This is a genomic window from Frankia tisae, assembly GCF_025403405.1.
GTDB lineage: Bacteria > Actinomycetota > Actinomycetes > Frankiales > Frankiaceae > Frankia > Frankia tisai.
In genome coordinates, this window is record NZ_JANEZT010000040.1 from 1 (window position 1) to 21245 (window position 21245).

The window sequence follows — 21245 nt, forward strand, 5'->3', positions numbered from 1 at the left end:
CCGCCGCCACGCTCCGCAACCGCCGCCACGGCCAACGGCCCACTCGACCTCGGACGCCAGCGACACGCCGCCCCGCCTCCGACCGGTCCTCCCCCAACAACCCGCCGCCACAACCACGACCGCTTGACACAGTCATTCAGATTCCGCGGAACCGCGCCCCGCACACCAGCCCCAACCCCAGGAGCCGTCGGCGCCGGACGGATCGCCGATCACGCCGACGATGGTCGGGACACACCAGAGGTCGGCGGCGGCAATGGTCGTGGGCAGGCCCGCGTTGACTACCCGTCCACGGGCGAGGAACGTGGCGCCGCGTGCCGGGGGATGACCTTCAGGGTGACGTCGACGATCATGTTCACCCCAGCCGACCGGCAGCAGCGTGCCGGCCGCACAGCCGGCGGCGAGATCCGTCAGCGACGCGATGGCACCGGCCTGGAGATCGCCATCGTGCTGGGTGAGCTCGTGGCGCCAGGGCTGGACGAGCTCGACCTCGCACGGAGGAGGCCAGGGGTTCGAGTCCCCTCAGCTCCACCGAGCTTCTGATCATGCCGCTGACCTGGGTGAATGCGGTTCGCGATCTATCGCTTGGAGATCCAGCACTGTGGAACGGTGCTGGTCAGGGCCTCGACAGCTGGTTCGAGCCCCGCTTGGACGACCACGTTGCGGCCACGCGAATCGCCTCCGCCTCGCCGAGGTACTTCGCAAGCGTCGACTTCGGAAGACACCCGCAGTCGCCAACGGCAGCCACGGGGTCTGCACCAAGAACGTGCTGACAACCTGTTCGCCGATGTCCCTGGCCGCAGACTCGGCGGCGGTCACCTTTGCTGTCAACGAGCGGAAACCGCTCCCGTGACGGCCTGTGGCTGAAATCCGGAAGATTGGGAACGCACCTGGTAGTCGAGGCGCCACCGCTAGGACGCCTCCCGGGGCGCAGGCGGGGCGGCCAGTCGGCTTGGCCCGCCACGCCACGAGGCCGCTACGAGACGAAGAACGCGAAGGACAGTCTTGCCCGCGACCGCTCGCCACCGACTGGATTGCACACCCGATGCACGGTCGCGGGCCAGCGGCCACCGCTCCGCGCCTGCAGCTCCTGCCCCACGTGGATGATGAGGCTCGTCCGGTCGGTATCCACGGTGACCCATTCATCTCCCGTCAGAATCTCTAGACCCGGAGCGGTGGCGGGGGGTGAGAACCGTGAGCGCGTTCAGGTCGGTGTGCGCCGTCGCGCGCACCGCGCCTCGCGTCTCCAGCGCACACATGAGGTCGGACTCCTTCTCGCCGACGAAGGCCGGATACCGCATGGAACGCAGACAACCGGTGAAGGGCCGCCGGACGAGCGGCCGGCCCGCGGCGAGCGCGATCTCCGCCGCGGCGGCCACGGCGACCGCGGAGAGCTGATCGACCAGTCGGCGCGCCGAATCAGCCACCCGAACGGGCGGCGCGTTCTCGGATCTCAGGTAGTAGCTCTCCTTCATCTCACAGCCCGCTGGTAGGCACATCGGCACGTAACCGCACGGTACGTCGACGTTGCCCGGATACAGGAGCTTCTCCGTCGACGCGAAGAAGTCCGCCCACGCCGTGTACGCCTCCTGCAGCAGGTCAAGAATCTCCACGCCGCACGGGACCAACGCGAACGTCTGCCGTTGAAGCTGCGCCGCGACAGATTCCGCCCCGTGCTTCACGAAGCGGCCCAGACAGCGCGGCGAAGGTGAGCGATCGCCACCGGCCGGGCGTAGAAACGGAGACCGACGGCGCCATCCAGCTCCACCGTGAAGCCGGCATATGCCAGCCGGGCCCGCGAACGCCGGAAGCGGACGCGGAGCTCATCCGCCGCCTGCCCGCCGGCCAGCAGGGCTACTGTAGCTGTCCAAGTACCGGGCTTGGTAACCGCGGTGCGCGAGGTCGGCCAAGATCAACGGGTGATCCTGGACGGCACGATGATCCCAAACCACTTCAACGCTCGACACCGCGCCTCGGGTAAACATGGCTTTGCGTGCTAACTAATCTCCCAAGTACTTCCATTGCAGCCTGTTGATGAGGGCGGCGCGGCGGGCTCCTCCGGCGCTCCAGTCGCTGTTCGGGTCCAGGGCGCCTCCCGGGCCGTGACATTGGGCGCAGAACGGATTGACGTTCTCCCCGTTGCGGTAGCGCTGCATGTTCTTCTCCATCAGCACCGGGTCGTAGGCGATCCAGCCCCGCGGCCTCATCTCGTAGACCATGATCGGGGCGGCGATGATCAGCCCGACGCCGGAGGCTGCCGCGCCCGCCTCTGCCACACCTACCGCGCCGTAGGCTGCGCCGCCGATCTGCATGCCTCCGCCCACGACGCTGAGGCCGCCGCTGGTGATCTTGCCTGCGGTGACGAGTCCGGGGTCGTGCTTGGTGTCCACGCTGGCGAGCATGAATACGCCGCCGGCGGCGCTGAAGGCTCCCGCGGCGCCAGTCATCCAGCGCCCTGTCGAACTCATCACCAGCTCCGGTTCCGCCGAGAACGCACCCGGTGTCGTGCGGCCGTTGATGGTGGCCAACGGTGACCCGTGGACCGCGTATTTGGGGTCGATCACGCCCTCGCCATACTTCAAATCGGCGATCAAGGCGCCTCGGCCGCCGGAGATGCTTTCGCCGAGGTTGAACGCGTCTCCTTGCTCGGCGACCAAGATGTCGAGGTTATGCGCCCCGGCCGGCCCTCCCGGTGTGCCGCCCATCTGCGTGATGGCTCCGTTCACGACCCGTACTTCCGAATAGATCGACTCCGCGCCCAGGAATCCAACGTCCTGCATCTCGCCTGCGGTAGTCGTCGCCTGAGCGTGCGCGGCCGTTCCGAAACGACGGGCAAAGGCCGCGGTGAGCTGCGGCGGCATCACGGCGCCGGTCTCGAAGCCGGCTTGAGCGTGCAAGAAGGTCAGAAGATTCTCGATCGAGTTCGTCGCCGGCGGAGCGAAGGAGCGCAGGATATTGCCAGCCGCGTCCAGCCCGGTGCCGACCGTGGATGAACTCGAACTCGACGAGCTCGAACTGGAACCCGACCCCGCACCCGACGGGTCAGGAAGGCTGGCCGGCGGCAAGTTGCGTTCACTCTCGGGGAGCGATTGCTGTAGCGCTTCCTCCCGGAGCGTGGGTTCCGTCGGGTCGATGCATGACTGCGTCGTCGGATCGCAGGTCGTCCCTGTCGGGTCGGTGAACATCAGCGGGTTGTTCCGGCTGTACGAGTACAGATTCACGCCGTCGGCCATACCGTCCGGGTCGGCGCTCGTCCACCGCCCGAGCCACGGCGGGTAGTACCTCGCCCCGTGATAGTAGAATCCGCTCTCCTCGTCCCGTTCCTTCCCCGTGTAGCGATACCGCTTCGGCGTTTCCGCCTTGCTGCGCATCGCTTGATAGGTCGAGGATCCGTACGGCGCGTACTCCTCGTAGGAGATGATCCGCGCGTGATCGTCCAGCTCCAGGCTGGTCGAGCCAAGGTGGTTGCCGAGCTGGTACCGGACGAGCTGCCGCGGCGCCTTGTCGCTACCCGCGGCATCGAGCGTGCGCGTCTCGACGAGCGCCAGCCGCCCGGTGTCGTCCATCACGTGCAGCGTCTCGCGCTCGAACGTCGACGTTGGCTCCCCGTCGACCTTCGAGCGCTTACGGAACACCTCGAACCCGCCGAGAAAGATGCGCTCCTCGACAGGGCCGGATGACTTCTCCCAGACCTTGCGCACGCGCTGCCCGGAGGAGTCGTAGACGTAGTACGCCCGACCGCCGCCACCGAGATCCGTCTCGTGTAGCTGGTCCCGGTAGTCCCAGCGCATGTTCGGCTGAGGCGAGCCGCCGCCGAGGTGCGGCATCCGAAGCATGTTGCCGTGGGGGTCGTAACCGTCGCCGCCGGTGCTGTACGTCTCGGTCGTCGCACCGATCGTGGTGCTCGTCAGGCGGTTGCTCTGCTTCCCGGGTTCGAGCTGACTCGTCTCGTCGTAAACGTACGTCCTCGTCCAGCCAGTGGGAGCCGAACCGCCGCCGCGGTGCTGCATCGACAGGATGTTGCCCTCAGCGTCGTAGGCAAACCGCTCCCGGTAGCGTCCCATCGCGTTGCCGTCGCTGGGGTGCGGCAAGCCGATGTTCGGGGCGTTGTTCCAGGAGTACGCGATCGGCGCGCCTCCCTGCCCCACGTGCTCGCGCCCCGTGGCCTCGATAAGTCGGTAGACGGCGTCGTAGGTGTAGTCGGTGTTCGGCTCCACGCGGGTGTTGCGGAAGAAGATCGTCTGCTGAGCTTCGTCCCGGATGGAGGAGATGTTGCCCACCGCGTCGTAGGCGTAGTGGAGACTCTGCACCTGGCAGCCCGGCCAGCCGGCCGGTGACGGCTGCGGGCAGTCGTCCGGGAAGCCGGCGACATCGCGGCGCGTGAGCAGCTGCGTGACGCGGAACGTCAGCAGGTCGTAGGCGTAGGTCGTACTGGCACCGTTGCCATAGTCGATCCGCGCGCGCCGGCCCTTGGCGTCGTAGTCGATGTGCGTGACCGCGTGCAGATCCGCGGTAGCAGGATCGAGGAGATTACCCGGCTCGGCCGGCTGGTTGAGCCAGGCATCCACGCGTCCCAGAAGGTTGGCGTCGTTGTAACGGTGCTGAACGACGTTGATCTCCGCGCCCGGCTGATCGCTGTGCGGTGCGATCGATTGCGTCACGCGGTTCAGGGCGTCGTATCGGATGCGGTCCGTGTACGTCTGCGGTTCCAACTGCGGCGCCCCGGACCAGTCGAGCACCGCGCGGTACTCGACCGCCAGCCGGCGACGGCTCTCCAGCGGGTTGCCCTTGAAGTCGAAACGGTCGTTCGTGACGACGCCCGCCTGGTCGTAGACCTCGGCCATCTTGCCGCGCAGGTTGCCGTCCTCCGGGTCGGGACGCGCCTCGCCGTAGACGTTCCGCACGACGACCTTCTCCGGACCTCCGGCTTCGCTCAACAGGGAATCCGTCGGCCGCTGCAGCGGGTCGTAGACGTTCCGCATGCGCCGGTCGCGGCTGTCCCAGGCGTAGAGCGCCTTGCTCGCGACGTCGCTCAGCATCCAGCGCTCGCCGGCATCCATGCTGGCCTGGTGGACCGGATTACCGAGCATGTCGTACGCGTAGCGCATGATGACGCGGTCTGACGCGTCGATGATCTCGCGCTGGTTGCCTTCGACGTCCAGAACCACCTGCGTCGCAAAAAGCTGCTCAACCGGCGGATCCGTCGCCGGCGTGTCGCTGTACTTGACCTTGTTAACGGCGACCGTCAGGAAGGTGCGGCCCAGCGAGTCCGTGTGCGCGACGGTCGGCGTCGCAGCATGGACTCGCGTCTTCTCGGCGGCCCGTGTCTCGGCGGCGCGATCGTCAGGGTTCGGATAGCGCGCTGCGAAGGCCGCGGCGTTTGACGGATCCGTGCGCAGCGCGTACCAGGTCGGCAGGTAGTCGTCGTTCGGTAACCGAGAGAAGTAGTCGGTCACATCGACATCGGACTTGGGGTTGGCGATCAAGACCGTGTCGTTGACGTCCCAGGTCTCCTGGCGCCAAGCGTCGAAGACCACCTTATTCCAGGTGTGCTCGGGATGCAGGGTCGCGACCGTCCGCTGGACCGGGTCGTAGAAGAGCACGGGGCTCACGCCGATCCGGACGTCGAACTCGAAGCGGTGGGTGTCGGTGAAGAACGGCTCGAACTGCCGGACCGGCTTGCCCTTGTTGTTGAAGACCGTCCAACCGGTGCCGATCCACCGAGGGCTCACATCGTTCGGCCCCATCACGGGGTGGCCGTCCGGGCCCAGGACGATCCCGCCGCTGCCGTCGCGCTGGGGCACCGGACCCGGCTCGGCCTGGATCTTCTTCTGGATCTCCCGGCCGAAGCCGTCGGAGTACGACAGGCTCATCTGGATCTTCGACTGCTGACCCGCCGGAACGTCGCTCAGGTGGGTCTCGCGGGCGACGGTAGCGGCGACAGCCGGCGGCTTCTTGGCCGGATCGGGTTCGCGCCAATACGCGGTCAGGTCGTAGATCACGCGGGTAGTGGCGCCAGCGAGCAGCATTGCCGCCACCGGTCCCCGCGGCTCGGCCAGGAAGCGGTCGATTTCAGCCTGGGTGAGGTCGGACACGAAACCGTCCAGGGCATCGCCCTCCACCGCCGCCGGTGCCGGCTTGCCCATGACCGCGGTGCCGGTCACCATGCCGAGGGCGTCAAAGACGACCGAAGACCGGTTGCGGTTGGCGTCCATCACCAGCTCGGGTTGCAACACGCGGTAATCCTGAGCGCGCCGGACGAGCCGCTGCTCGGGGCTGGCGTCCCGCTCCCCAGCGCTGACCCGGTTGCCCAGCGCGTCGAGCGTCTCCTCGACCAGGAGGTCGTAGGCGTCGTAGGTCACGACGCTCTCGGTGCTGACCGCTTCGGTGTGGAACGGATCGCGGAAGCGGTGGGACAGGAAGAAGTGCTGCCGTGCGTACGCCAACTCCTGTGCAGGTGTGTCGCCCGGAACACTGGAATAGAAGATCTGCCCGGACGGAATCCACCAGTTGGCGTCGCCCTCGGTGTGCGCGTAGCGGCCTTGATCAGCCAGCACCGCGTCCGAGACACGCTCGCCGTAAACCTCGGCGACCAGGCCCGGCGTGAAGGCCTGCTTGAAGCTTTCGAAGGACAGCGCTAGCGGCTGCAGCACCCCCAGCGGCAGCGATCCGCTGAGGTCGTCGCGCCGGAAGTAGGTACGCACGTGCTCGATCAGGCGCTTCTCCAGACGGCCCGGGGTGGCCTCCTGCTCGTAGCTGAGCGGAGCGGCCGCGCGGGCCGCGTCCCAGATCTCGTCGAAGGAGAAGCGACGGCGCCCGGGCGGCAGCCTCAGGCCGGTCAGCTCGTAGGTGCGCGACTCGCACGAAACCGGCACGCGGTGAACGTCGGCCGTGTCGATGGCATTGGTGACGCGGTTCTCGGTGCCCGTGATGACCACCCGGGCTTGCAGAGCCTGATGCTCAAGGGACAAGTCCGAATCCGGCTGCCGCCGCCCGTAGCCGACCGCTGCGTTTCGAAGAACGTTGCCGAAGTCATCCACCTCAAGCGTCAGGGCGTGGCCGACGCGAGGATCGGCTGGCTTGCGCTCGTAGTGGTAGGAGATCGCTTCGCGCGCGTGCGTGAAGAACACCGCGTGGCGGTTGGCAGCGCGCGGTTGCAGCATCCGGATCGTGAAGTTCTGCTCGGCCACGGTGTACGGGTGTCCCGCTTCGTCAGTGCCGTCCTGCGCGTAGACCTCGTTCCGAAGCATCGAGCCCTTAAGAGCGCGGCACGCTTCGCGTTCTTCGCCGTAGGTCAAGCCGCGCGGAAGCAGCGTGTCCGGTAGCAGCGTCTGAAGGAACGCCACGAACGCAACCTCGTAGTTCGGGTCGGTCTTCTTGGGCGCGCCGTAGTACTCGGCCGCGAAGTGCGCACTCACGCGCCCGGCCGCGTCCCGGAACCCGGTGTGGAACCACGTCTTGGTGAGGACCGGCGGGACCTGCGAGGTCGCGTCGATGTTGGTTCCGTCAGAGGCCTGATCCGGCGCGAGCGCTCTCATCTCCTCGGTGTCCCACTGCTCCACCATCCCGAAGCCGCGGAACTCGCGCTCGACGCCGTCGTAGTAGCCGTCGTGGTAGGCGAAGCGGGAGACGAAGCGGTTGCCGCCGACCCGGTCGTGGGTGATCATCCGCTCGACGACGTGCACGGGGAAGGGCAGCCGGGTCATCCACGGGCGGCCGGTACGCTCGTCTTCGAGGTAGAAGAACGACGCGGGCGAATAGCGAACGTCCGTCTCGGAGCCGAGGTTGTTCTTCAACTTGACCAGCAGATGCGGCTTGGTCCCGGCCATGAGGTCGATGTACCGCAGCGGGCGCCGCGCGTCGCCGGGCAGCGGGGACGACCACACCAGGCAGGCGGTGCCGTTCCCCCGGAGGTCGGCCGTCATGATGGAGGCGATGTCGTCGACATGCGGGAGCTGAGCGAGCAGCCGCGGCCGGCTCAGCCGGTTCCCGGACTGGTTGAAGTAGATCCGCACGCCGTCGCGGTGCAGGTAGATGACATCGTTCGTGCCGGAGCCGTCGACGTCGGCCAGCCGGACGCGCCGTTGGTCGAACTGGTCGGAGCCGTCGAACAAGATCACGTCGGCCAACGTGATCTTGGCTCCGAACCGGCCGTAGCCGAGGTTCGGCCAGTAGCAGACCTCGCCGTTGCGGACGCGCACGAGGTCGCTGAGCCCGTCGCCGCTCATGTCCGCGAGGTAGACGGACTGCGTGCCGTCGGCCAGCACGAGGCGGGGGCCGCGCTCCTTGTCGAGCGACTGGAACACGTGCCGGGCCGGGCCGAAGCCCTTCTCTCCCAGCGACGGGTGCCACGTGAAGACATCCTGTTCACTGATCAGAACGTCGGCGCGGCCGTCGCCGTCCAGATCGACGAACCTCAGGTTGGGGTCGCGGGTGTCGCGGTTGAGGCGCGAGGTGAAGGGGCGGAACGGCCGCCAGCCTTGTTCGTCGTCGTGCTCGTACAAACCCGGCTCGGCGCCGTCGAGCACCACGACGTCGGGGCGGCCGTCGCCGGCCAGGTCCATGAACTGCGCGCGCCCGGCGGCGGTGCTGACGTTCGGCTTGGCCCTGATGGTCTGCGTCGGCGCGAACTCCACCGATCGCGCACTCAGGGGACTGAGGTTGCGCTTGTAGAACCAGGCGCCGGCCTGCTCCGTGAGGATCCCGGTGACGCCCTCGCCGTGGAGGTCCACCCACTGGTACGCGGACCCGTCGATGCCGGTCGGCAGGTTCTCCACGCTCGCGGCGTCGACCACCTGGACGTGGTCCTGGATGACCGCCTTGCTGTACTCGAACTCCAGCGGCGGAAGCGACTTCTTGAGGTAGGTGACGTATTCGCCGTCGTCTGCCGCAGCCGCCGGCCGGGTGGTGTCGGGCACGTAACCCGACTGCGTGACGGCGCGCATGAACGACGCAAAGCGAGTGCTGCCCTGGTGAAGGAGTTCCTCGTCGATCGTGGGGGACTTGCTGTAGTCGAGATCGGCGTACTCGAACTCGGTGGACCGGACCAGGCCGTCGTAACCCGGTTCGCCGGTCGGAAGGTCGGGGATGTGGTGGAACATCAGGACCCTGCGGCAGCGGCGGTACGTGCGCACCTCGAACCCCGCGCGGTACGAGGAGAACGGGTCCGGACGCACGTTCCACGAACGACCCGCGCGCCGAGAGGCACGAACGAACCGATGCTGGTCCGCCTCCGGTCGGGACGGGTCGAGGTCGAGGTCCTCGACGTGGGCCTCGTCGTAGTCGAACACCACCTCGAACATCCAGCTCACGGCCGTCAGGTCCGGCTGGACGAGCCGGGAGACGCGGTTGCCGTACTTGATGCGCTTCAGGTAGCGGTTGGCGGTACGCACTCGATGCCGCTCGTCCGCCTGGCGCAGATTGACCTCGTCCGCGTTCTCCTCCGCGTACTCGTAGACGCTGGCGTTGCCCTTGTCGTCGTAGCTCTCGCAGATGAGCCAGCTGAAGATCCGGCTCGGATGCGCCGGCGAGGGGTCTTCGGGATCGAAGATGCGGGAGTTGTCGTCCTTCCCGTACACGGTCGTGACGTTGTCGCGAGTGATCGACCGCCAGTGGATCTCCCCGGCGGCGGGGCTCGTCCAGCGTTCGATCCGCGCGAACATCCCCTCGACGCGTGGGCGGTAGCGGTCGATGACGAACCCGCCGGAGGTGCTGTCGTCACCGACTCGCCCCCCTTCCGCCTCGGTCACCGGCACGAGGTCCTCCGCGCCGGCGAGCAGGTAGACGTCAGACTCTCCGGCGTCGTGGTACTGAGGCAGACCCTTGTCGGTCTTCCGGCTGATCGCGGGGAGCGACAGGCTCCAGCCGAAGCCGAAGGGACCGTTGCCGTTGCCCGAGTCGTAGGAGAGCGAGAGCTGAGGGCCGAACCCGGATCGCCCGGGGCTGGTGGCGATCGGTACGGACGTCGAACCCGTTCCGCTGAAGGGGTCGGTGCCGAACTTCTCGCCGATGCCGCGGATCGCTCCGCCGCCCTTCGGCAGCGTGACAGATGGCGTGGCGGGCTTCTGCCCACCGTCGTCCGGGACATCCTTCGTCTCCGGCGAAGCCATCCTGCCCCTGACCTCACTCACCTCCGCACCCGCAATCGCACCGCTCCTTCGCGGGCTCGCCGCGCCGCGGCCGGCATTCCGCCGAGTACCCGGCGAGCAGGTAGGCGGCGCAGATCTCGCCGACGCCCGCCGGGAACTCCAGAGTGAACAGCGCCTCGGGCCGGTCCGCGGGCACCGGGTGCACCGGAGTCGCAGCCAGGTTCACCACGCCGCAGAACAGCCCCGGCCAGGCGCGGGTCGCGACACAGACCACGTCCTGCACGGCATCGCGGTCGTCCCGGTCGTCCCACTCGTTCTCGGTCGGCCGGAAGCGGACCAGGTGGTGCCGGCCCGGGTCGGCGTCCGGCGCGGAGAAGAACACGTACAGCTGGTCCAGGTTCCGCACGCGCCGCCCCTGGATGAACGGGAAGTGGGTGGCGGCCAACGACGGTCGCAGGATCCTGCGACGCTCCTCGTCGCGTTCCCCGTCGCGCCTCTCGTCGCGCTCCGCACGATGCCGCGGGTGCAGCGCGGCCCACGCGTCTGGGAAGTCGTGGCGGACGTCGAACAGCCGCACGCCGTCGCCCGGCAGCCGGTCCCGGCTGTCCGTCGCAGCGGCCTTGCGCAGCGCGTCTCCGCCTTCCCGGGCCGTGTAGTCCAGGCTCAGCACCAAGTCTGCGATGGAGTCGAAGTCGAACTGGTTGTTCTGCCGCGGCAGCTCGATCCGCCACCGGCTGACCGCGCCCGCGAACTCGAACGGCAGGTAGCGGTCGTCGCGGAAGTTCAGCTCGAACATCCCGCTGTCGTTCTGCCCGGTCGAGGTGACGATCGCGTCGGTCGGCGCGAACGAACGGACGATGCGCGGGTCGCCGGGGATCGGACGGTAGCCCTCGGCGTCGCCGTCCGGCTCGTCCCCGCAGCCGCAGCCCGGCTGGGTGTGCGTGCAGCAGCGCTCCACCGGGCCGTGCAGCCGGGGATCGATGCGCGTCTCGCTGCCCACCAGCGTCAGCCGGCAGTGGACGCCGGTGTACGGGCCGACGACGCAGGGGATGGTCAGCGCCACGTTCTTGATCCGGCGCAGGTACTGGCCCGGATAGTCGAGGTCGAACATCCACTCTGGGATCTCGATCTCGCACTCCCCGTCGGTCTTCAGCTTCAACAGGGCCAACGGGAAGTCGCGGCGCAGCGAGACGTGCTTGGTCAGCTCGTACTCGCGCCGGTTGCGGTCCAGGTAGGTCTTCTCCATGCGGCGCAGCGCGGTCTCCAGGCGCTCGCCGGCGAGCAGGCCCTCGTGCAGGTCGTCCCAGAGTTCGCAGTCGACGAACTTCTCGGCGGTGTGGCCGCGCTCCAGGTTGAACGCCCGCTCGGCCTGCCGTGCGAGATCGACCGCGAGTTCGTAGACCTGCCGGTAGAGCATGGCGGTCTCGCGCTGGTGGAACAGGTACAGCGCATGGTTGGTGAACTTGTCGCGCAGGAAGTCCTCGACCTCCTTGCCCTGCTCGATCGTGCGCTGGTGGTTGGTCAGCTCGCGCAGTGCCGCATCCGAGCGGCGCTCGGCGCCGAGGATCTCGCGGATCAGCCGCTCGATCTCGATCGTGTAGATGTCCATCTGGTGCCGCCAGTCCGCCAGCCGACGGTCCCAACCGCCCTCCGTCAGCGCCAGACCCGCGCCGCCGAGGAGGTCCTGTGCCAGGTAGCCCAGGCCCTTGCCGGCCGAGTCGAAGAAGCGGGTGAAGCTGGACCCGGTCATCGGGATCTTGATGAAGTTCACCTCGCCGACGTAGCTGTCCGGGATCACGCCGCCGAGCTGCGCGATCATCTCGAACACCTGCGCCGTCACCTCAAGCCCGATGCCGACCCCGGTGAGGTCGACGTACATGTTCTCGTTGCTGTTCAGGCCGCTGTCGACCAGGCCGGTGTAGTACGCGAGCTGGTTGTGCGCGCTGAGCTTGGCCTGCTTCAGCGCCTGGACCTGCCAGTCGGCGTCGCGCCACTGGTCCTTGCGGACGGCCAGGGCCAGGGTCTGCATCTGCCGCTCGTGACTGGCGCGCAGCGCGGCCAGGTACTCCCCGTCGCCCTTCTCGTAGGCAGACAGCAGCGCCCCGCCGAACGCCCGCACCTCGCCGGCCATCTCCAGCGCCTTCTGGACCAGGAACTGGAAGCGGTAGGGGCTGGACGTGCAGCAGCCGCCGTCGCAGCAGTCTGCTTCGACGTTCCGCCAGCCGTCGCGGACCGGGTCGTCGCCCCAGAACTCCCGGGCGTCGTCGCCCTCGGCGTAGCGGCGGCGCCGACGGTTGTCGCGCTCGTGGACCAGGGTCAGCCGGTCGTCGACCCGCTCGTAGAGCGAGACCAGGCGCGGGTTGAGAGGCGGACTCGCGGGCGTGAAGTTCCCGACGGTCGAAACCGCTCCGTGCTGCGGACCGAGCACGACGGTCGTCGGGATCGCGCCGAGGATGCGGTTGGCGGCGTCCAGGACGGTTCGGGCCATCGCAGAGGATTCGAGAGAGCCTGGGGACTGGACGGACGCACAGTCACAGTGCGTGCCGAGGAGCCGGTCGCCCCAGGAAAGCAGGGTCTCCAGCTGCGCGAGGATGCTCGCCCGCTGGCGGGCCCCGGCAGGGGTGGCCGGGATGTGGCTCCACTCGTTGTCGCTTACGAACGGGTCGTAGTACACGCGGTACCAGTCCAGCGCGGCCTCGTACCGGCAGTGCGCACGCAGCGCGTCCGCAACTGCGGCCGTCGGCGCGAACGGCGACAGCGGCAGCAGCGGCGCGCCAGGGGTGAAGTACACGAAGAACGGGTACGCGGCCAATCCGCCGAAGGCATGCGTCCCGGGCATCGGCGCGGGCAGCAGCACCGGATCAGGCGCCGACACCACCAGGGGCAGCAGCACCGCGTCGTCATCGGCAAGGTCGTAGCGCCAGCCGGTCTCCGCGGTCCAACCGGTGTAAGCAGGCTGCCAAGCGAAGCCCGAGCCGCCTTCGATGGCGGGGATCGTGCCGGTTCCGCCCGAGCCGTCGTCGACCCGGAACACCAGCGAGTCGGCGCGCCGCCCGCGCAGTTCGAGGGTCGGCAGCCCGCCGGGGTCGCCCAGCTGCGTGGGATCGAGCGCCACGCCCTGGCTGGAGCGGCGCAGTTCGCCGAACTCCCCGTTGTGCACGCGGCTCCAGTGCAGGTGCACCATCGGCTGCGGGTCCCATGCCAGCAGCTTCGGGAACTGCGCGGGGTTCTCCCAGTCGGAGTCGTCGTCGGTGGCACCGTAGCGGTCGGCGTCCTGCGGGTCCGGGAGGTCGTAGTACTCGGATTCGGCGAGCCAGAAGTAGTACTCGTCGACGCACGGCGAGTGGCCCGCTCCGCACTGTGCGCAGCAGGGTTCCGTGGCCTCGGCTGGCTTCAGTACCGCCGTGCCCGCCGGCTCGCCAGCTGCCGCCACCCGCAGGAACCGGACCCCAAGCCGGACCGCGGCCTCGATCCAGTGCGGCAGCGGGTTCTCCGGCGCTCCCTGGCCGGGCGGGACGACCACGGCCGCTCCGCCGACCGCCGGGGCCACGTCGGCCGTCGCAGGGACGGCAGCACCGTCGGCGTTCTCCACGTCGCGCAGGATCTGGCCGCCGTCACCCTTGCTCGTCGGCGCCGGCGGCTGCTCGGTCTTCAGCAGCGCGAGCCAGGACGGCCGCGCGGACCGGTCCGGCCGGCCCAACAACCCGAAGGCCTCGGCCGGAACGGCGGCGGCAACCGGCGCGCCGGCCGGGTCCACGCTCACCGGCAGGTGCAACGTCGAGGGCTGACGCGCCTGGAGCACCGGAAGTCCCGGATGCGGGGGAGGCGTCGGCGTCGACCAGTACTGCACCCCGGCCGGGACCGGCACGGTCAGCGCGTGGTCCCGCAGCTCCTGTTCCAAGAAGCGGAAGCCCTCGTCCTTGCGGGCCGCCGCCAGCTCGGCCCACTCGATTGAGTTCTCCGGATACAGCTCCCGCCGCCGGCAGGCCTGCCAGCACCGGAACGACGCGAACCGGCCGTCCCACAGCTCCAGAAACGCAGCTGACAAAGTCACCCCGGGCTCCAGATGCAATCGCGCGCGCCGCACGAACGCCTGGACCGCGGTGATCGCGTCCTCGATCCGGCTGGCCCGCTCCCCCGGCCCGGCCTCGACGTCGAGCAGCAGCAGGTCGGAGAGGTCCAGGGGCCGGGCCGCGAACGCCGGGACCGGCCACGGCATCCCGACCCGGTCCATGCCGCACAGGTAGGCCAGCAGCGCGCGCCGGGCCCGTTCCCGCAGTCCGTCGTCGAGGGCGCGCAGGTCGCGGTAGCGGCGTGGGTCCCCGGATTCGAGCATGCCGTCCTGGACGTACTCGGCGAGGAGGTCGTTGCCGGACGGGGCACCGGCGGAGGGGTCGGCTGCGGCCCAGAGAACGGGCCGGGCGTTGCCGCCCTCGATCGGCTCGCCGGCGCGGCGGGCTTCCACGGCCCGCGTCCACCGCTCGGCGTGGAAGCAGCGCACCGGCCAGCGCTCGTCGAGCAGGTTCTCGGCGGTGAGTTCCGGCTTGCCCAGCAGGGCTTGCAGGCCGTCATAGCTCTGCACCAGGTCGTTGTGGTCGAGTTCGACGTGCAGGTGCGGCGTGAGTTGCAGCACGTCGCCGAGATTGGCTTCGGCGGCGGTCTGGAACAGACGCCACAGGCCGTGCCGGTGGCCCCGGGAGACGTTCTGCGAGCGCAGCTGCGCGTAGTCGAAGAGCCGTTCCCACCAGTCGAACAGCGCGGCCCGCCGGCCGAGGCTCGGCGCGACGCGCTGGTCTTGGGCCGAGGTCGGCGGGTAGTAGGGGTCTGTGACCGGCAGGAAGTCGAGGTCGAACCAGGCCGGCTGAGCCACGAAGACACCGCCCTCGCGGCGGAACGCCGTTCCGGCGAAGCGGTCCGGATGTACGAGCCGGTATCCGAGCTCTGATTGCCCGTCCTCGTGCCGTCGGGCCGAGAGCTCGAACCGGTCGGTGAGCCTGATCGCCAGGAAGGCGCGCTGGTAGGTGCGCCGGATGTCGCGCAGCGTCGAGGGGTAGCGGCCGTTCAGCACGGCTTGTGCGGCCGGCGAGTCGAGCTCGATGTCGGCGCCGAGCGGGCCGGTCTTGGCGGTCGCGAACAGCCGGGTGTGCGGGACGGTGATCAGTTCTCCGGCGGTGTCCGGGCCCGCGTACTTGAGCTGGAAGCCGGTGTGCTGGGCACGGATGTCGTCGCGCTGCCGGAAGGCCGGGGCGGGGAGCTGGAACTCGACGATGAGGGAGTAGGCGCCGCGGCGAAGGTCGAGTTCGGTCTCGTGTGCGGTGTCCGGCTGGGGGGTCCAACCGTGGCTGAGCACCACCCATGTCCGCGGGCCGCGTTCCAGCCGGATCCGCCAGCCGCACGCCTCCGCGCGTTCCACGTCGGGGCGCTCCCCCTCGGGCGTCGGCGCGCCGGCCGCGAACCGGTGCCGGCCGCCGGCCTCGACCAGCAGGACGCCGGCCCAGGTCACGGTGTGGCCCTGGCCGCCGCCGAGGATGCGGTCTCGCTCGTCGGAGAACGCGATGCCGTTCTTAATCGTGACGTTGGCCCCGGTCGGCGAGGCGGTGTCCAAGGCCGGGAGCAGGGTGGGCAGCGGGGCGTTCCAGTGGTTGCGGACGCGGCCGAACACGTCGAGCCCGCCGGAGGTCTCGCGCCACAGCGGGGAGCCGTCGGTGGTCGCGTACTCGGCGATGAGGCCGGTACCGCACAGGCCGAGCAGCGCGGCGAACGCGCCTCCGGTGGCCTGCGGCCAGGTGAGCGCGGGGGGCGAACCGTCGGGCTGCTCCCAGGGTCCGGTGGCGGCATTCTCGTCGCCGTGCAAGGTCTTGAGGACCAGCCAGGCGGCTTCGGTGTCGCGCTGCTCGCGGTGGTCCCGGTGCTCGCGGTCGTCGTCGCACGCGTCCGGGTCGGCGTGCCGGGCCAGATGCTCGGCGATGATCCGGCAGCGCTTGCGGGCCAGGACGAACGCGTGCCGGAAGTAGTGCCAGCGCGTGTGCTCGTCGCCGTTCTGCAGGAGGTGGTGGTCGGCGTCGCCGAGGTCGGGGAACAGGAAGCCGAGCGCCGCCAGGTCCTGGCGCGGCTGCCAGTACAGCTCCTGGACCGCGAGCAGTTCGCTCGAACCGGCCGCGCCGGACTTCAGCTGGCGCAGCCGGGCCAGCGAGGCCATCACGTCCTCATCGGACAGCGGCAGCACGGCCCACAGGTTCCCGGTCGCGGAGTCGTAGCGGAACGCGCCGTCCGGGTCGGCGTTCCACATGCCCGGCGTCGTGCTGGCGACCCTCAGCGGGCTGAGATACCGGCGCTGGACCGGCGTCACCGGCTGGCCTTCCCGCTCCAGCACGTGCGGGAACGCATGCTGGGCCAGCGAGGTCAGCGGGTCGTGACCGCCGCCCGGGGCGTAGCCGAACTCGTCGGCGAGCGCCGTCTGGATCCGCGGCCAGGTCCACCGCTCCAGATCGTCGGCGTCGATCTCGGCTTCGAGGAGCCGGGCGCGCAGCGCCCACAGAGAGTGCTCGCCGGCGTCGTCGGGCAGCTCCAGAGGGTCGTCGATGTCGGACTGCTCCAGGAAGGGGTCGTCGCCGGGGACGTGCGTCCCGGAGCACAGCAGCTCCATCTCGCCGACGGTGAACGCGGAGGCGTCGAGCTTCGCCAGGACCTCGACGAAGCGCAGGGTACAGGTCGGCGTCGCGTGCCAGGTGTCGGTGGCGACGGTCGGGTCGAAGCTGGCCAGCACGGAAAGGCCGTCGAGGAGGTCCGGCGCCAGCTTGACGTCCTCCGCTTCGCGGCGCGGACGGTGGTGGACTTCGGCGGCGTACTCCTCCAGCCGGGAGAGCAGTTCACCGACGGCCCAGGCCCAGTCGTCCGGCGAAGCGGACGGGTCCCACAGCGCGAGCAGACGCAGCCGGACCGAGCCGCCGAGGAGCTGCATGGAGTCCGACTCCTGGACCTCGCCGAGCGGCAGGCACAGCAGATCGCGCAGCATCTGGAAGGCGGCCAGCTGCGGCAGGAAGTCGGGGTTCACGGCTCTTGAGGCGTCGAACAGCCCGAGGACCGAGCAGATGTCGGCGAGTTCGGCGAAGGTGTAGCCGCCGCAGTGCTGCTTCTTGAGCGTGCGCCACAGGCGGATGAACACCGCGAGTTCGGCCAGCGCGATGGCGGTCGGCGAGCCCGCGGTGCTTGCGGCGGCGTCGGTGCTGTCTGTGCTGTCGGTGCCGGTTGGGTTGGCGGCGCCGCGCGGGTTCCCCGTCGAATCAGTGTTCTGATAGAAGCGCAGCCAGATCTTGTCGGGATCGCACGGCGGGCAGTCGTCGAAGCCGCTGCCTTCGCCTTCCCGGTCGCCGCGGGTGAAGGGGACGTAGCCCGAGCGCCACAGATCGACGAAGTCGCAGTAGTCCAGGCCGGTGCGCTTGAGGAACTCGCTGAGGATGACAGCGGTCTGCGTCCAGTCGCGGTTCTGCGTCGTCGGCCCCGTGAATCCGTAGAGAGTCCACGCGGCGAGCTCGCCGGCGGGCACCGGGGTCGCCGTGGCGATCGGCTTCGTGAACAGCTCGTCGGCCTCGGCGGGGTCGACATCGAGATACTCCGAGGCGATATCGCGCCGGACCGGGAACCGCCACAGCGTGCTGTCGAAGCCGGCCGGGTCGGGACTCGCGAGCACGAACTCCGTGATCTGCGCGCGGAAGTGCCGCAGCAGCTCGAACCGGTTGGTACCTAGCTCGCGCAGGTGCGATCGCGAGACGTCGAGCGGCTGGCTGTACGGCAGCTCGGGGCTGGAGAAGTCGGCGGCCAGCGCCGGGTAGCCGCTCGGCTCCGCGACCGGGCTGGCAGGAGAGGAGTACTCGGGAAGCGCGCGGAACAGGGCTGCGGCCTCGTGCCGGTACGGCGGCCCGGCTTCGGCCTCGGCCCCGGGCAGCGCGAGGCGGTGGTCGCGTACGGCGGTCACGGCGGTGTCGTAGACGACTCCCCCGGTGCCGGCGGTGGTACCGCCGCCGGCGACCACCGCGGCGGCCAGGTGCTCCAGGCTCTCGTCCACCAGGTCGACCAGCGGGATCGGGGTGCTGAGGTTCGCGGCGGTGGCGTGCAGGGCGGCGAGGTCTCCGCGCCTGGTCTTCAGCAGCGTGCCGAAACCGTCGCCGGAAGGCGACACCGGGTGCGCGCAGTCGGAGTCCGGACCCGCCTTCAGCAGTTCGCTGAGATAGGCGACCGGCCCGAACGGGGACACCTCTTCCGGCGGGATGCAGTTTGCCAGGTCGCCGTCCGGGTTCACCGGGACGAACGGGCCGGGCGTGCCGCCGGGCGGGGTCAGGCTGCCGCCGGCCTTGGTCCAGATCGCGTCGGCCCACTGGTGGGCTACCGAACCGGCCACCAAGGCCTCGAAGTCGGCCTGGTCCAGCGCGGTGATGGCGTCCTTGCCGGTGAAGCCCCGGGTATACAAGGCCTCGATGATCGAGAATTCGAGGCTGGCCGCGTTCGGGGCCGCCGCCGGGATGAGCCCTGCGGTCACCGCGGCGAGTTCGCCGATGCTCTTCACCGCTGCGGCCAGCCAGGCCGCCGCGTCTGCGTCGGCCGGGAACACGGCGGCGATCGCCGCCTGCGCCGCCGCGTCGTCGGGGACGCTGGTCCCGAAGGCGAAGGCGGCGCCGGTGCCGTTGTAGTACTCGACGAGGAACGCTTGCAGGGGGTCGAAGCCGTAGCGGTCGAGCTGCGGCGCGCCGCCGGGGGTGAGGGTCACGTCGGCGGGCGTGGTCATGCCGATGGTGTAGAAGTGCTGCAGGCGGCGCAGGAACGCGCGGATCCGGTCCGGCACCGAGACCGTGGCGCCGGGCGGGCTGGTGAACGCGGGCAGGAACGTGGTCGCGTTCGCGGTCAGGAACGCCGTCCAGTGGTCGGCGGTGACGGCGGCCAGTCCGTCGGCGTCGGTGACGCCTAGGCCGCCGCTGCCCGCCGGGACGCCGAGCGGCTGCTGGACCGCGGTAACCAGCGGGACGCCGAGCGGCTGCTGGACCGCGGTAACCAGGTCGCTGAGCACATGGGCCGGTGACACGTCGTCGAACTCGAACAGCGCGCACAGGATGAGCCGGAGCTGGCCGCGCCGGTTGGCGGCCTGGAACGCCGCGGTGCCCTTGGTGAGCAGCCCGCTCCACAGTTGGTCGTCGGTGTCGGTGCTGGCGAGCCAGGCGGTGACCAGTTTCGTGGCGTCGCCGGTCGGGCCGATATGGCACGGCGGGTCGATGCCCTTGGTGCCGGCCAGCGCGATGATCCGGCGCGCCGCCTGCAGCGGGGTGATGGGCAGGATGGTCTTGTCGATGGTGCCGTCGTCGATCGCCTGCTGGAAGATGGCGACCAGCGCGGATTCGGACTTGCTGCCGGCGATCGTGAGCCGGGTGGCGGCGTCGATCGCGGTCGGCATGGTGCAGCCGAGTGCGTAGAAGTACTCGGCGGGAACCTCGAAGCTCGGTGCCAGCCCTGTCATGACTGCCCCCACGCTTGCTTGGCCGCACCAGCGCTGCTGGATACGGACCGACCCAAGTTGATCATTGCCCGAGATATCTCGGATATCTCGTTTACCTCGGATATCCCAGATGCCTTAGATGCTTCAGATGCCTCAGTTGTGCAGGACCACGCCGGCCACGGCGGACTGCGAGACGCCGGGCATCGTGCTGACGCGCACCGGGAAGGTGAGCGCGGCCTCGGGCGCGTCCTTGGTCAGGCCGTTGCAGTTCAGCGCCGCCGACCAGGCGTAGATAAAGCCCGCGAGCCGGCTCGCCTCGGCGTCGAGCGTGGCGTAGTAGGACTGGAGCGTCGACTCGAAGTGCTTGCGGTCGTCGTCCTTGCCCGTGGTGTACAGGTCCTGCACCTCCGAGGGAGGCGTCGGCAGCGGGGCCGCATACCGGTTGCTGACCAGTTCGCGGGCGATGTGCAGGGATTGGACCGGGGTAAGGTCCGGCGGGTCGGCGAGGCCCGTGGGATCCTCCTTCAGGATCGTGTTGACCGCTGCCTTGATGTCCTGGAAGCGCGGCGCGCTACCGTCGGCCGGCGGCAGCAGGTAGGCGGTGCCGGTGCCGGCGTCGAACGCCGGGTCGGGCAGCGGCAGGTACAGGCCCACGACGCCGCCGGCCGGGGTGCCGTCCAGCGCGAGCGGGATGGCGTTGACGCCGAGCGCGGACACGATGGGGACAGCGTACGGGGTCCCGGTGCTGCCCCACAGCTGGACGTCGTAGTCGAGGGTATGCTCGCGCAGGCTGTCGCCGCCGCGCGTCACCGAGAGCACCACGTTCACGAGGCTCGTCGGCGAGGTGTATTTGGCGACGACCGCGGGATCGACGTCGATGACCGCCACCGCCGCCGAGTAGAGCTTCGTCCCGAGACCGTTGGTGAGCTGGAAGATAGTGTTCTCCGGATCGTTCACGGCCTTGTACGTCGCCGACCCGACCACAGTGTGTGGCGGGGACGCGGGCAGCGTGTCCGGGTTCGCGAAGTCGACCTGGTACGCGGTCACCGTGAGGTTGTGCAGATAGGTCTCGAACACTAGGGCGTCACTCTCCACCTTCGGCGGATGCAACACCACGAGCAGAGCGACGCCGCTGCTAGCCATCGGCTGACCTCGCCCGCACACCAGTCGCCGGAGTCCCGTCCATGCGATTCCCCTTCCCAATCCGGAGGTTGTCCCGAGTCTCGTGGGTGACGGTCTGGGGTAATTCTATCTAGGCAGCATCGCCGCGGACGTCGCCCATCGCGCGCCCTGCGACGTCTACATCGCACACACCCACTGAGCAGCCGGGCGCGACCACGTGACGGCGGCACGATCGGCCTAGGGCGCGGTGCCTGGTCTCGCCTGGCCTGTTTCCCCAGACCGCCAGCAGAGCAGGACATGGGCGCAGATGCGGTGCTCAAGCTGGTGGAACACCGGCCGCAGGGAACAGTTCGGCCTTCCTGTCGCGGAAGCCGCGTTCGGCTTCCAGGAGGTTCCTGTAGCCCAGCGCGGCGTCCTCAGCCGTCAGGTCGGGGCCGGACGTGGCAAGCAGGTACACACCTCTAGCCTCAGGCTTTCACGCCGTTGATCGTCGAGGGACGTGTCGGAAATAGGAAAGTGCTCCTGAGCTGGGAGGATCGGGTTTGTCGAAGACC

At 69.3% G+C, this 21245-nt stretch carries 7 protein-coding genes; 1 reads left to right on the top strand and 6 read right to left on the bottom strand.

The features are described from left to right. Window positions 1-321: 321 nt before the first annotated feature. Window positions 322-540 carry a hypothetical protein gene (locus NBZ85_RS06340; protein WP_261561636.1) on the top strand — a complete coding sequence of 73 codons (219 nt, stop codon included), beginning with the start codon at window positions 322-324 and terminating at the stop codon, window positions 538-540. Between the two features lie 433 nt (window positions 541-973). Here NBZ85_RS06340 and NBZ85_RS33010 read toward each other — a convergent pair whose 3' ends face one another. The 6 genes from NBZ85_RS33010 to NBZ85_RS06365 all read right to left on the bottom strand — a co-directional run bounded on the left by NBZ85_RS33010 (window position 974) and on the right by NBZ85_RS06365 (window position 21148). Then, window positions 974-1129: a 2OG-Fe(II) oxygenase family protein gene (locus NBZ85_RS33010; protein WP_368861341.1), complete on the bottom strand. Its 156-nt coding sequence runs from the start codon at window positions 1127-1129 to the stop codon at window positions 974-976. A gap of 10 nt (window positions 1130-1139) precedes the next feature. Next, window positions 1140-1610, bottom strand: a complete 471-nt coding sequence (locus tag NBZ85_RS06345; RefSeq protein ID WP_261561637.1) for a hypothetical protein — start codon at window positions 1608-1610, stop codon at window positions 1140-1142. Window positions 1611-1997: 387 nt separating this feature from the next. After that, on the bottom strand, window positions 1998-10106 hold the full coding sequence (locus NBZ85_RS06350) for a SpvB/TcaC N-terminal domain-containing protein (protein WP_261561638.1): 8109 nt from the start codon (window positions 10104-10106) through the stop codon (window positions 1998-2000). Window positions 10107-10119: 13 nt separating this feature from the next. After that, window positions 10120-19590 (bottom strand): Tc toxin subunit A-related protein, encoded by a 9471-nt coding sequence (locus NBZ85_RS06355; protein ID WP_261561639.1) that lies wholly within the window; start codon window positions 19588-19590, stop codon window positions 10120-10122. Window positions 19591-19722: 132 nt separating this feature from the next. Beyond that, the gene (locus NBZ85_RS06360; protein ID WP_261561640.1) at window positions 19723-20712 is read right to left on the bottom strand and encodes a hypothetical protein; all 990 of its coding nucleotides are present in this window, start codon (window positions 20710-20712) and stop codon (window positions 19723-19725) included. A 295-nt stretch (window positions 20713-21007) separates the two neighbouring features. After that, window positions 21008-21148, bottom strand: a complete 141-nt coding sequence (locus NBZ85_RS06365; RefSeq protein WP_261561641.1) for a hypothetical protein — start codon at window positions 21146-21148, stop codon at window positions 21008-21010. Window positions 21149-21245 lie beyond the last annotated feature (97 nt).